Raw genomic sequence first — 13,082 nt, 5'->3', positions numbered from 1 at the left:
CTGGCGTTGATTTTTGGCACGCTGTTGAGTTCTCAAGGAACGGACGCTTCCTTCGTACTCACCCTCTCGGGCTTTCCTCCGGGCAGTTTCCCTTCGGTCTTGCGTTTCCGACTCTATCAGACCGTTTCCCGATCCGATTTCCTCGGTGCTTTCCAGGTTCCCCGCTTATCTCGCGGTTTCCCTTTCCGGCGGTTCCGACTCTACCAGACCCTTTCGGCCCTGATTCCCAGTCAGCGGGAGTCGTCTTCCCGGCTGTTGGGCCGTTCCGACGGGTGAGACTTTAGCGGATTCCCGGCCTCCGAAGCCAATCGGGGGCTGCGCACTTTCGAACGCGGATTCCTCATTTCGCGAATACGCACGCCAATGAACGCGACAGCAGACGAGTCGACTGTTGTCGAGTAGTTGGTTGGTACCTGCGGAATGGCTGTCCGGGGACCGACCGGGGTCGGCGCTCACGTCGGACAACTCGGAGAACACTACGTTTCACGCCTGGGTGTGTCAACTCATGTCCCGGGAGCACCCCGGAGGCGTACGCTGGCTCCCATGACTACGCGTACGTGCACCCAGCTGTGGTGGGCCGCCTGACAGGCGGCCGTGTTCACGTATGCACTCAACGGCCGCCGCTCCGGCGGCCGTTCTAGTCTCTCCCACCAGAACCCGGGGGCCGGCCGGCCGGAACGGCGGTCTCGACCAGGAGGTGGAGAGATGAAGCGGGTCTTCAGCGGAGTCAAGCCGACCGGGCATCTGACGCTGGGGAACTACCTGGGCGCGCTCCGGCAGTGGGCCGAGGTCGACCAGCACCGGGCCGACTCCCTGTTCTGCGTCGTAGACCTGCACGCCCTGACCGTCGACCATGATCCGGCGCGGGTGCGACGGCTGAGCCGGCAGGCGGCCACGCTGCTGCTGGCGTCGGGGCTGGATCCGGACCTGTGCACCGTCTTCGTCCAGAGTCATGTGGACGAGCACGCACGGCTGTCGTATCTGCTGGAGTGCGTGGCCACCGACGGCGAGATGCGGCGGATGATCCAGTACAAGGAGAAGGCCGCGCGGGAGCGGGAGCGCGGGGGCAGTGTGCGGCTGTCGTTGCTCACCTATCCCGTGCTGATGGCGGCGGACATCCTGGCCTACGGGACCCATGAGGTGCCGGTCGGGGACGACCAGGCGCAGCATGTGGAGCTGGCACGGGACCTGGCGGGGCGGTTCAACCAGCGGTACGGGCACACGTTCGTGGTGCCGAAGGCGACGCTGCCCGCGGTCGCGGCGCGGGTGATGAACCTGCAGGAGCCGGCGTCCAAGATGGGCAAGAGCGACGACTTCGGGCCCGGCATCGTCTATCTGCTGGACGAGCCGGAGGTGGTGCGCAGGAAGATGATGCGAGCCGTCACCGACAGCGGGCGGGAGGTCGTGTACGACCGGGCGGGGCGGCCCGGGGTCGCGAACCTGCTGGAGATCCTCGCCGCCTGCACCGGCGGGGATCCGGCGGCGATGAGCGCCGGGTACGGGTCGTACGGCGCGCTGAAGAAGGACGCCGCGGAGGCGGTGGTCGCGGTCCTGGAACCCCTGCAGGCCAGGCACCGGGAGCTGTGCGCCGACCCGGGGTACGTGGAGAGGGTGCTGCGGGACGGGGCCGAGAAGGCGCGGGGCATGGCCCGGCCGGTCGTGGACCGGGCCTATCGCGCGATCGGGCTGCTCCCGCCGCTGACGGAGGCGGCGGCGGATGCGCAGTCCGGGATCACGGCGGAGGCGGTGACGGCGTCTGCGGCGGAGGCTGCGTTGAACGCGGCCCGGTAGGCGCGGGGGCTGGTGGCGAGGCGTGATGCGAAGTGCTGGCGCATCGTGACCTCGCTGCCGAAGCCGGCGCGCCGGGCGACCTCGGGCATCGCGAGGTCCGTGCGCTCGAGCAGTCGTTGGGCGGCGGCGATCCGCTGGTCGAGGAGCCAGCGCAGAGGGGTCGCCCCCGTCTCGGCGGTGAAGTGACGGGCGAAGCTGCGCGGCGACATGCCCGCGCGCGGCGAGGTCGGCGACGGTGAGCGGTTCGTGCAGTCGGCGCAGGGCGTGTTCGCGGACGGCGGCGAGGGCGTCGGCGTCCCGGTCCGCGCGGGGCGTGGGGTGCTCGATGAACTGCGCCTGGGTGCCGGTGCGGAAGGGGGCGGTGACCATCGAGCGGGCGATGGCGGCGGCCGCTTCCGCGCCGTGGGAGCGGCGGACCAGATGGAGGCAGAGGTCGATGCCGGCTGCCGTGCCGGCGGCGGTCCAGATGTTGTCGTCCTCGATGAAGAGGGCGTCGGGGACGACGTCGACCCGGGGGTGGTGGGTGCGGAGGAGGTCGACGAGGTTCCAGTGGGTGATCGCTCGGCGGTCGTCGAGGAGGCCCGCCTGGGCGAGGGTGAAGGCGCCGCCGCAGAGGGCCGCGAGGGTGGTGCCGCGTGCGTGGGCGCGCCGGAGGGCGTCGAGAACGGGTGCGGGCGCCGGGGTGAGGTGGTCGTCCAGACCGGGGACGAGGACCAGATCGGCGCGGGAGAGCCAGGCCAGGGTGCGGTCCGGGAAGAGAGCCAGCCCGCCGCGCATCGGGACGGGCGTGGTGGGGTCGACGGCCACGCGGCGCAGTTCGAAGGCCGGGGCGCCGCGGTCGGTGCGGTCGGTTCCCCAGACCTCGTTGATGACGGAGACGTCGAAGGCGCGGATGCCGGGGAACGCGACGAGGGCGACCCGGTGGGCGGGCTTCTTCATGGCTGGCAGTAAACTATCGATCGATGACTTCTGTACCTCTGGGGCGTGTCCTCGGGCGGCGGCAGGATCGTGGGCATGGACATCGCAGAGAACGCAGCGCTGGTGGTCGTGGACGTGCAGAAGGGCTTCGAGGAGCTCGGGTTCTGGGGCGAGCGCAACAATCCGGAGGCGGACGACAACATCGCCGCCCTCATCGACGTCTGGCAGGCCTCGGGGCGGCCGGTCGTGTTCGTGCGGCACAACTCGTCGGGGCCGCGGTCGCCGTTGCGGGCGGGTTGTCAGGGCAACGACTTCAAGGAGTACGTGCAGGCACGAAGGGGGCGGGGTGCGGGACCCGAGCTGCTCGTCACGAAGACGGTGAACTCGGCGTTCCTCGGGACGCCGGATCTGGGGGCCTGGCTGACGGCTCAGGGGATCGAGCAGATCGTGGTGGCCGGGATCCAGACCAACATGTGCGCGGAGACGACGGCGCGGATGGGCGGGAACCTCGGGTACGACGTGCTGTTCGCGTACGACGCGACGTACACGTTCGGTCTGGAGGGGCCGTTCGGCTGGCGGCGGAGCGCCGAGGAGCTGGCGCAGGCCTCGGCGGTGTCGCTGCACGGGGGCGGGTTCGCGCGCGTGGTGACCACGAAGGAGATCGTGGGGGCGGCCGGCGGGTGAACGCCGGGCCGCCGGGACGTCGGGACGCCGCTTCGCCTCCTCCGCAGGCGGGCCTTTCTCGGGAGTCGGGTCTTTCTCGGGAGTCGGGCCTTTCGGTGGGTCAGTCCTTTTTGCCGGAGGCCAGGGCGCGGCTGCGGTCGCGGGCGGCCTCCAGGGCGGCGATGAGCGCGGCCCGCACGCCGTGGTTCTCGAGTTCGCGGATCGCGTTGATGGTGGTGCCGGCGGGAGACGTGACGTTCTCGCGGAGCTTGACCGGGTGTTCGCCGCTGTCGCGGAGCATCGTCGCGGCGCCGATCGCGGACTGGACGATCAGGTCGTGGGCCTTGTCGCGGGGCAGGCCGAGCAGGATGCCGGCGTCCGTCATGGCTTCGACCAGGTAGAAGAAGTAGGCCGGGCCGGAGCCGGAGAGCGCGGTGCAGGCGTCCTGCTGGGACTCCGGGACGCGGAGCGTCTTGCCGACGGCGCCGAAGATCTCCTCGGTGTGGGCGAGGTGGTCGGCGGTGGCGTGGGTGCCGGCGGAGATGACGGACATGGCCTCGTCGACGAGGGCGGGGGTGTTCGTCATGACGCGGACGACGGGCGTTCCGGGGGCGAGGCGCTCCTCGAAGAAGGAGGTGGGGATGCCGGCCGCTCCGCTGATGACCAGGCGGTCGGCCGGGACGTGGTCGGCGAGTTCGGCCAGAAGGGCGCCCATGTCCTGCGGCTTCACCGTGAGGATGAGGGTGTCGGCGCTCTTGGCGGCCTCGGCGTTGGTGACCGGGGTGACTCCGTAGCGGGTGCGGAGTTCTTCGGCGCGCTCGGGGCGGCGGGCGGTGACGAGGAGGTCGGCGGGGGGCCAGCCGCCGCGGATCATGCCGCTGAGGAGGGCTTCGCCGATCTTGCCGGTGCCGAGGACTGCGACTTTCTGGGTCATGGCTGGGGGGTCCTCCGGAGGGGTGCGTCGTGGGTGTGCGCGCCGCGGTGATGCCGTCGTCGTCCGGGGTCATCCTCGCACCGGGGGTGGGGGGTCGGTCGGCGCGTCCGGTGGGCGGACGTGGGTTTCGCCCCCGCCGCCCCTTCCCGTCCCGTCCAAACGGGGGCTGTGCCCCCGAACCCCCCTTCGGCCCTGGACGGGCCTCGTCCTCAAACGCCGGACGGGCTGGGATAGCGGGCCTCGTCCTCAAAGACCGGACGGGCTCGGAGAGCGGCCTCGTCGTCAAAGGGTCGGAGGGTCGGGCTGGTCATGGTGTGCGGCGGCGGAGGGTCGCTGCGCCCAGGCAGAGGACGAGGAGGGCGCAGCCGCCGACGATGACGACGTCCCTGACGAAGGTGGTCGTCATGTCGGTGTGGGTGAGGACCTCGTTCATGCCGTCGACCGCGTACGACATGGGGAGGACGTCCGAGAGGGTCTCCAGGGCCGGGTGCATGGTGTCCCGGGGAGCGAAGAGGCCGCACAGGAGGAGTTGGGGGAAGATCACCGCCGGCATGAACTGGACGGCCTGGAACTCGGAGGCCGCGAAGGCCGAGACGAAGAGGCCGAGGGCGGTGCCGAGGAGGGCGTCCAGGAGCGCGACCAGGAGGAGCAGCCAGGGGCTGCCGGTGACGTCCAGGTCGAGGAACCAGACGGCCAGGCCGGTGGCGAGGGCCGACTGGACGATCGCGAGGGCTCCGAAGGCCAGGGCGTAGCCGGCGATCAGATCGCCCTTGCCGAGGGGCATCGCGAGGAGGCGTTCGAGGGTGCCCGAGGTGCGTTCGCGCAGGGTGGCGATGGACGTGACCAGGAACATCGTGATCAGCGGGAAGACGCCCAGCAGGGACGCGCCGACGTTGTCGAAGGTGCGGGGGCTGCCGTCGAAGACGTACCGGAGCAGGAACAGCATCACGCAGGGGATGAGGATCATCAGCGCGATGGTGCGGGGGTCGTGGCGCAGTTGGCGCAGGACGCGGGCGGCGGTGGCCGCGGTCCGGGAGGCGTTCAGAGCGCCGGTCGGGGCGGTGGTACGGAGGGAAGCCGGGGTGTCCGGGGCGTCGGGCGCGTCGGGAGTGTCCGGGGTCGTCGTGGTGGTCATCGGGTGGTCTCCTTCGCGCGGGCCGCTTCCGTCGCGGCGTCCACGAGGTGCAGGAAGGCCGACTCGACCGTGTCCGCTCCGGTGCGGGCGCGCAGGTCGGCGGGGGTCGCGTCGGCGAGGATCTCGCCCTCGCGCATCAGGAACAGGCGGTGGCAGCGCTCGGCCTCGTCCATGACGTGGGAGGAGATGAGGAGGGTCGCGCCCCTGATCGCGGCGATGTCGTGGAAGAGGTTCCACAGGTCGCGGCGCAGGACCGGGTCCAGGCCGACGGTCGGTTCGTCGAGGACCAGGAGCTCCGGGGCGCCCAGCAGGGCGACGGCCAGGGAGACGCGGTTGCGCTGGCCGCCGGAGAGGTTGCCGGCGAGGGCGTCGGCGTGGGTGGTGAGGTCCACGTCGGCGATGGCCCGGGTGACGTTCTCCCGGCGGCGGTCCGCTGCCGCTCGGCCCGGGTCGAGGATCGCGGCGAAGTAGTCCAGGTTCTGGCGGATCGTCAGGTCGTCGTAGACCGACGGCGCCTGGGTGACGTAGCCGATGCGGGTGCGCAGACCGGCGTGACCCGCGGGGCGGCCCAGCACGTCGAGGGTCCCCGCGACCTTGGCCTGGGTGCCGACGATCGAGCGCATCAGGGTCGACTTGCCGCAGCCGGAGGGCCCGAGCAGGCCGGTGATCTGGCCGCGCGGGACGGTGAAGTCGAGGGCGCGCAGGACGGTGCGCGGCCCACGGACCACGGTCAGGCCTTCGGCGCGTACGGCGGGAGCGTCGGGCGGTCGAGCGCCGGACGCCTTAGAATTCATCATGCGATGAATAATGCTCGCGGAGCCGGGGGCCGTCAAGTTGCGATGCGGGGGCGGGCAGGGCGGAGCCGAGCGGATTCCGGGGCCGCACATGCGTGCGCGGCGGCCCCGGAGACGGGTGCCGCCGCGCACGGTCGGGCGGAGGGAGGACAAGAGGAGGGAAGGGCGCCTCGGGTCAGGGCTTGATCGCGAGCAGCAGGACGACGTCGTAGACCTCTTCGACGATGCCGTCGGGGAAGGCCCGTATCAGGTGGTCGCGTTCCTCGGCGAGGTAGGCGGCGGCCGACTCCTCGCCGTGGACCAGGAAGATCGAATGGCTGCCGATGTTGGCCAGATGGGTGTCCAGGGGGACCCGGCGGCTCCAGCGGACCGTGCGACGGACCAGGTCGAGGCGGCCCTCGGGGTCGACGACACGGACGTCCACGTTCTTGTTGCCAGCGCCGGTGTCCTGCCCGAAGCGGCGGCCGAGGCGTTCCGCCGCCTCGGCGAGCCAGGGCACGTCGAGGGCGTCGGTGTTCCACCACAGCGCCAGCGCCCCGCCGGGACGCAGCACCCGCAGCGCCTCCGGGACCGAGCGCGCCGGGTCGGTCCAGTGCCAGGACTGGGCGTAGGTCAGGAAGTCGACGCAGGAACCGGCCAGCGGGAGGCGGTTGCCGTCGCCGCGGACGACCGGCACGCCGGGAAGGGCCAGGCGCAGTTGCGCGGCCATGCCGTCCCCGGGCTCGACGGCGAGGACGTCCGCTCCGCGGGCGTGCAGGCGCGCGGTCGACAGGCCGGTGCCGGCCCCGACGTCCACTGTGCGCGCGCCGGCGAGGGGGCGGCCGGCGAGGTCCTCGACCACGTCGAAGAGGGCGTCGGGATAGGAGGGCCGGTTCGCGGCGTACTGGGCCGCGGCGGCGTCGAAGGAACGGGCTCGGGCCGCGTGGGAGGGGGCGGGAGTGGAAGCCGTCATGGGGCCATGGTGGCCGGGGCGGGCGGGGAGCGGAACAGGACCCTTGTCCCTGCCCGGGGCGGCTCAGCGGCGGCGGCGCTTCTTCGACGGGTTGCCGGTGCGGCGCTTCGTGCGGCTTTCGTGCCGTCGGCGGGCCGCCTCGTACTCCTCTCGGTGGAGTCTCTCGCCGGGCGCCTCGGTGAGGGCGCGGAAGAAGTACGCGAGCAGCGAGCCGACGAAGCCCACCGCCAGCAGTCCGCGCAGGGACGCCTGGCGGTCGGGGTCGGGGCGCTTGGCGAAGCCGTCCCAGGTGTGCCGGAAGGCGAGCGCGCTGCACACCGCGAACATCACGACGACCAGGACGGTCACGAAGCCGCCCAGGTCGGCGATCGCGATGCCCTGGTAGGCGAAGCGCAGCACGAGACACGAGACCACGACGGCGAGCAGTGAGCCGAGGGCGACCGCGCCGCGCCGGACGGCGTAGCCCCGCGGGCCGCCTTCGTGGTCCAGCCAGGTGGTGCCGAAGAACCGCAGGGGCTCGGGGCGGGGGCCGGCGTCGGCGGGGTCTCCTGCCGCGCCGGCGGGGGCGCCCGGGGAGACCTCGTCGGCGCGCCGGGATTCCGCCGGGCTGTCCGGGGTGCCGTTTTCGTCGCTCACGGCACGATTATGGCTCCGGGTGCGGACGGCCCGACGGGTGGGTGCCCGCGGAGGGTCTGCCTGGCGGGTGTTCGCGGACCGTCAGCCGGGTGGGCGCCCGGGGGCGGCCTGCCTGGTGAGTGCCTGGGGGCCGCCCGACCGGTAAGCGCCTGGGGCCGCCCGACCGGTGAACGACTTGGGGGCCGCCCGAGCGGTGAGCGCCTGGGGCCGTCGCCCTGGGGGCCGCCGGTGAAGTCGCCGCGGATCGCGACCCCCGCCCGCGATCACGGCCCTCGGCCCTCGCCCCTCGACTGCAAAGCCCCGCCCGATTCCCCCGGCCGGAGACTGCGGGCCGGAGACTCCGGCGGGCACTCCGGGCGGAGACTCCCGCCCCGGCCCGAAATGCCCGCCTTCTGGATCAGGAGCAGCGCGGGGCGATGTATCCGTCGCTGCCCGTCCGCACGTAGGCGTCCGAGACGAACTGGCCGTCGGCGATGTTGTCCCAGATGTTCGTGGTGCCGTACGGACCGGAGACCGAGGTGCCCGGGCTCTGGCAGAAGACGGGGACCCTCGCGCCCTCGGCCAGGACCCGGACGATCGAGTAGCCGGTGCCGGGGCCGCTGCGTACGTTCAGCCGGACGTCCGGCGCGACCGGATAGTAGGTGAGCGCGGCGGTCGCGGTGACGGCTTCCGCCGCTTCGCTGTTCCCGGCCTCTTCCACGCGTTCGACAGACATGTGAAACCTCCCCCGTTGCACCCCATGACTGCCATGGGGTCCCGTTGATTCCCCCGAAACCGCCCATCAAACACGCGTGCGGAATTCGTACGCGGAGGCTAGCAAGCCGCCTCTGCGCTGTACGAGTCATCGACTAGGCTCCGTCCGGCGCGTGCGCGGACGAGCGGATGAACAGCACGGGGGTGGTCCATGACGCCACAGCGCGACACCGGGGCGGGCGCGGAAGCGGAACTTCCGGAGTACGCAGGTCACTACCGCCTTGAGGAGTGCCTGGGTTCCGGCGGCATGGGCGTGGTGCATCTGGCCCGCAGCACCTCCGGCATGAAGGTCGCGGTCAAGGTCGTGCACGCCCGGTTCGCCCGCGATCCCGAGTTCAGGGGGCGGTTCCGGCAGGAGGTGGCGGCCGCCCGCCGGGTGAGCGGGGCGTTCACCGCGCCCGTCGTCGACGCCGACCCTGAGGCCGAACGGCCTTGGATGGCGACCCTGTTCACCCCCGGCTCGACCATCGCCGAGCAGGTGAAGCGGAACGGGCCCATGAACGCCGGTGAGTTGCGGCGGCTGATGGCCGGCCTCGCGGAGGCGCTGCGGGACATCCACCGGGTGGGCGTCGTGCACCGGGACCTGAAACCGAGCAACGTGCTGCTCGCCGAGGACGGTCCGAAGGTGATCGACTTCGGCATCTCCCGCCCGAAGGACAGCGAACTGCGCACCGAGACGGGCAAGTTGATCGGCACGCCGCCGTTCATGGCGCCGGAGCAGTTCCGGCGCCCACGGGAGGTCGGGTCCGCCGCCGACGTGTTCGCGCTCGGCTCCGTGATGGTGCACGCCGCGACGGGACGCGGGCCGTTCGACTCCGACAGCCCGTACGTCGTCGCCTACCAGGTCGTCCACGACGAGCCGGACCTGACCGGCGTGCCGGACAACCTCGCGCCGCTGGTGACGCGTTGCCTCGCCAAGGAGCCGGAGGACCGGCCCACCCCCGACGAACTCATGCGCGAACTGCGGACGGTGGCGGCCTCCTACGACACGCAGGTGTTCATACCGCCGCAGCGGGCTCTCGACGAGCCGGAGGCCGGGCCGGCCGCCGGGTCCGCGGCGAGAGCAGGGATCGCGACGGAAAGGGATGTCGCAACGGAAGGCGAGGCGGCCGGCGAGCGGGAGCCCGGGGCGGGCGAGGGCGGGAAGCCGCGGGGACGACGCAGGCGCAGGGCGCTCGCGGCCGGCGCGCTGGCCGTCGTCCTCTGCGGCGGCGCGCTGGGCGCGGCCCGGATGCTCGGGAACGGCGACGCCGACCGCGGCGGACGGGGGAACACGGGCGGCGCGGATTCCTCGTCGTCCGCCCTCGCCGACTGGAGCGTGCGGCCCGTGAAGGGCGGCGGTGAGATCGCGCGCGGCGGCACGGGCGGACTGCCGCAGTGCGTGTACGGCACGCGGCTGCTGGTGTGCGCGCAGTCCGGGCAGGTGTCCGCGCTGGACGCGTCCGACGGGCGTGTGCTGTGGCGGCGGTCGGTTCCCGAGGGGGACGGGTCCGTCGAGGCGCCGACGCTCGCCGGCGGACTGGCGCTGGTGGTCACCGACGCGGGCCGGCGGATGGAGGCGCTCGACCCGGCGTCGGGCGTGCCGCGCTGGCATCGGGACCTGACGCCGTACCCGGGCGTCCGCACCGTCGGCGGCACGCTGCTGCTGACCGCGGCCGACGCCACGGTGACCGGCGTGGACGCGGCCACGGGCAGGACGGCGTGGAGCCGGCGGATCCCGGGACTGAGCGAGCCGTACTTCGAGTCGTTCGCGCAGGATGGGCACCCGCTGGCCTATGCGTCGACCACGTCGGACGACGGGCGGCACACCCGGGTCACGGCCGTGGACCCGGCGACCGGCGAGGTGCGCTGGGAGGAGCGGTTCGACGGGACGGTCGTCCCCGCGGGCGCCGTCGGCGGCAGTCTCGTCCTGCTGTCCGAGGGCAGTGCGTACGGGGATGTGGACGCCGTGCTCCGCTACCGGCCGGGGGACGCCGCACCGCGGCGGACCGCCCTGGGCGTCGCCCTCCAGGGGGTGCGCGCCACCGTGCACGGCGACCGGGTCTACCTGCTGGCCTTCGACGGGTCGCTGGTGGCCGTCGACACGGTCGCGGGGAGGGAGCTGTGGTCCCTGCAGACGGCGGTCAGCCGGGGGTCGGCGCCCTCCGCCGACGGCGAGCACGTGTACTTCGGCGCCGCCGACGGACGTCTCCTCGCGGTGGACGCCGAACGCGGCAAACTCGTCGGGCAGACGCGACTGCGGCTCGGGGCCGAGTCGGACAAGGTGGTGGCCTCGCTGCCCGCGCCCATGGCGGTCGACGGCCGTGTCTACGCCGGCGCGCCCGACGGGACCGTCTTCACTGTCGACGGGCGGGCGCCGCAGGACTGGTAGCCGCGGCCGGCACGCGCCGAGGGCCGCCCCGGCACGGAGTTCCGGCGGAGACGGCCCTCGGGGCTTCAGGCTCCGGGCCCTCAGGGCTTCAGAGCTCCAAGCCCCCCCAGACCCTCAGAACCCCCAGGGCTCCAGGTCCTCGGGGCTTCAGGCCCTCTGCGCGTCAGGCCCTCGGGCCTCAGCCCAGCTTCGACACGTCCCGGACCGCGCCCTTGTCGGCGCTCGTCGCCATCGCGGCGTAGGCGCGCAGCGCGGCGGACACCTTGCGCTCGCGGTTCTTCGGGGCGTAGACGCCGCCGAGGGCCGCCTCGCGCCGGGTGAGCTCGGCGTCGTCCACGAGGAGCTCGATGGTGCGGTTCGGGATGTCGATGCGGATGCGGTCGCCGTCCTCGACGAGGGCGATCGTGCCGCCGGAGGCCGCCTCGGGGGACGCGTGGCCGATCGACAGGCCCGAGGTGCCGCCGGAGAAGCGGCCGTCGGTGATCAGGGCGCAGGTCTTGCCCAGGCCGCGGCCCTTGAGGAAGGACGTCGGGTAGAGCATCTCCTGCATGCCCGGGCCGCCCTTGGGACCCTCGTAGCGGATGACGACGACGTCGCCGTCGGTCACCTGCTTGTTGAGGATCTTCTCGACGGCCTCCTCCTGCGACTCGCAGACGACCGCCGGGCCCTCGAAGGTCCAGATCGACTCGTCGACGCCGGCCGTCTTGACCACGCAGCCGTCGACGGCGAGGTTGCCCCGCAGCACGGCGAGGCCTCCGTCCTTGCTGTAGGCGTGCTCGGCGGAGCGGATGCAGCCGCCCTCGGCGTCCTCGTCCAGCGCCTCCCAGCGCTCGGACTGGGAGAAGGCCTCGGCGGAGCGGACGCAGCCGGGAGCCGCGTGCCACAGCTCGAGGGCCTCGGGCGAGGGGGACCCGCCCCGGACGTCCCAGGTCTTCAGCCAGTCCGCCAGGGACGGGCTGTGGACCGAGTTCACGTCCTCGTTGAGCAGGCCGGCCCGGTGCAGTTCGCCGAGCAGGGCGGGAATGCCGCCGGCCCGGTGCACGTCCTCCATGTAGTACGTGCGGTTCTTCGCGACGTTCGGCGCGACCTTGGCCAGGCAGGGCACGCGGCGCGAGACCTCGTTGATCTCCTCCAGGCCGAACGGGACGCCCGCCTCCTGGGCGGCGGCGAGCAGGTGCAGGATCGTGTTGGTCGAGCCGCCCATCGCGATGTCGAGGGCCATCGCGTTCTCGAAGGCCGCGATGGTGGCGATGTTGCGGGGCAGGACCGTCTCGTCGTCCTGCTCGTAGTAGCGGCGGGTGACCTCCATGACCGTGCGGCCCGCGTTCTCGTACAGCGCCCGGCGGGCGGTGTGCGTGGCCAGGACCGAGCCGTTGCCCGGGAGGGAGAGGCCGATGGCCTCGGTCAGGCAGTTCATCGAGTTGGCGGTGAACATGCCGGAACAGCTGCCGCAGGTCGGGCAGGCGTTCTCCTCGATGCGGAGGATGTCCTCGTCCGAGATCTTGTCGTTGACGGCGTCGGAGATCGCGTCGACCAGGTCGAGCGTGCGGACCGTGCCGTCGACGAGCGTGGCGCGGCCGGACTCCATCGGGCCGCCGGAGACGAAGACCGTCGGGATGTTCAGGCGCAGGGCCGCGTTCAGCATGCCCGGCGTGATCTTGTCGCAGTTGGAGATGCAGATCAGGGCGTCGGCGCAGTGCGCCTCGACCATGTACTCCACGCTGTCCGCGATCAGGTCGCGGGAGGGCAGGCTGTAGAGCATGCCGCCGTGGCCCATCGCGATGCCGTCGTCGACGGCGATCGTGTTGAACTCGCGCGGGATGCCGCCGGCCTCGCGGATGGCGTCGCTGACGATCCGGCCGACCGGCTGCAGGTGGGTGTGGCCGGGCACGAACTCGGTGAAGCTGTTGGCCACCGCGATGATCGGCTTCCGGCCGATGTCCGCACCGGGTACACCGGAGGCGCGCATAAGGGCGCGGGCGCCCGCCATGTTGCGGCCGTGGGTGACTGTGCGGGACCTCAGCTCGGGCATCGTCGCTCGCTCCTTCAGAGACTGCGATCAGAGACTTCTGACTGCTGACGAGCGTACGCCGGTCATCCAGAGGGCGGACACTGCGTCCGCATACCGGGACGAA

At 72.3% G+C, this 13,082-nt stretch carries 11 protein-coding genes and 1 pseudogene; 4 read left to right on the top strand and 8 right to left on the bottom strand.

Annotated elements, in window-relative coordinates; all coding sequences use genetic code 11:
• Both ABT300_RS03695 and trpS read left to right on the top strand, forming a co-directional pair.
• A partial coding sequence (locus ABT300_RS03695) for a hypothetical protein (RefSeq protein ID WP_351671581.1) occupies window positions 1–276 on the top strand: 276 nt, incomplete at its 5' end.
• 429 nt (window positions 277–705) lie between these two features.
• Window positions 706–1,791 carry a tryptophan--tRNA ligase gene (gene trpS, locus ABT300_RS03690; protein ID WP_351671578.1) on the top strand — a complete coding sequence of 362 codons (1,086 nt, stop codon included), beginning with the start codon at window positions 706–708 and terminating at the stop codon, window positions 1,789–1,791.
• Here trpS and ABT300_RS03685 read toward each other — a convergent pair.
• Window positions 1,769–2,730, bottom strand: a pseudogene (locus ABT300_RS03685) (GlxA family transcriptional regulator); the annotation flags it as partial. The gene trpS and the pseudogene ABT300_RS03685 overlap by 23 nt on opposite strands.
• A gap of 75 nt (window positions 2,731–2,805) precedes the next feature.
• Between ABT300_RS03685 and ABT300_RS03680 the strand changes: the two are divergent.
• Window positions 2,806–3,393, top strand: a complete 588-nt coding sequence (locus ABT300_RS03680; protein WP_351671575.1) for a cysteine hydrolase family protein — start codon at window positions 2,806–2,808, stop codon at window positions 3,391–3,393.
• A 100-nt stretch (window positions 3,394–3,493) separates the two neighbouring features.
• Here ABT300_RS03680 and proC read toward each other — a convergent pair whose 3' ends face one another.
• From proC to ABT300_RS03650, 6 genes are all read right to left on the bottom strand, one after another.
• A complete protein-coding gene (gene proC, locus ABT300_RS03675) occupies window positions 3,494–4,306 on the bottom strand; it encodes a pyrroline-5-carboxylate reductase (protein ID WP_351671572.1) in 813 nt (270 codons plus the stop codon).
• Window positions 4,307–4,613: 307 nt separating this feature from the next.
• Window positions 4,614–5,441, bottom strand: a complete 828-nt coding sequence (locus ABT300_RS03670; RefSeq protein WP_351671569.1) for an ABC transporter permease — start codon at window positions 5,439–5,441, stop codon at window positions 4,614–4,616.
• Window positions 5,438–6,235, bottom strand: a complete 798-nt coding sequence (locus ABT300_RS03665; protein WP_502977874.1) for an ABC transporter ATP-binding protein — start codon at window positions 6,233–6,235, stop codon at window positions 5,438–5,440. The genes ABT300_RS03670 and ABT300_RS03665 overlap by 4 nt, the downstream gene beginning before the upstream one ends.
• 175 nt (window positions 6,236–6,410) lie before the next feature.
• Window positions 6,411–7,187, bottom strand: a complete 777-nt coding sequence (locus ABT300_RS03660) for a class I SAM-dependent methyltransferase (protein WP_351671563.1) — start codon at window positions 7,185–7,187, stop codon at window positions 6,411–6,413.
• 63 nt (window positions 7,188–7,250) lie between these two features.
• Window positions 7,251–7,823, bottom strand: a complete 573-nt coding sequence (locus tag ABT300_RS03655) for an EamA/RhaT family transporter (protein WP_502977872.1) — start codon at window positions 7,821–7,823, stop codon at window positions 7,251–7,253.
• A gap of 397 nt (window positions 7,824–8,220) precedes the next feature.
• A complete protein-coding gene (locus tag ABT300_RS03650) occupies window positions 8,221–8,538 on the bottom strand; it encodes an SH3 domain-containing protein (protein ID WP_351671560.1) in 318 nt (105 codons plus the stop codon).
• A 189-nt stretch (window positions 8,539–8,727) separates the two neighbouring features.
• Here ABT300_RS03650 and ABT300_RS03645 point away from each other — a divergent pair, with 189 nt between their 5' ends.
• Complete coding sequence (locus ABT300_RS03645) at window positions 8,728–10,947, top strand: serine/threonine-protein kinase (RefSeq protein WP_351671557.1); 2,220 nt, start codon at window positions 8,728–8,730, stop codon at window positions 10,945–10,947.
• Between the two features lie 178 nt (window positions 10,948–11,125).
• On the opposite strand, the gene ilvD is transcribed toward ABT300_RS03645, so the two are convergent.
• Window positions 11,126–12,979 (bottom strand): dihydroxy-acid dehydratase, encoded by a 1,854-nt coding sequence (gene ilvD / locus ABT300_RS03640; RefSeq protein ID WP_351671554.1) that lies wholly within the window; start codon window positions 12,977–12,979, stop codon window positions 11,126–11,128.
• Between the last annotated feature and the right edge of the window lie 103 nt (window positions 12,980–13,082).

It is taken from the genome of Streptomyces sp. NPDC001027, from assembly GCF_040299045.1.
GTDB lineage: Bacteria > Actinomycetota > Actinomycetes > Streptomycetales > Streptomycetaceae > Streptomyces.
This window is presented reverse-complemented; position numbering and strand designations above follow the sequence as displayed.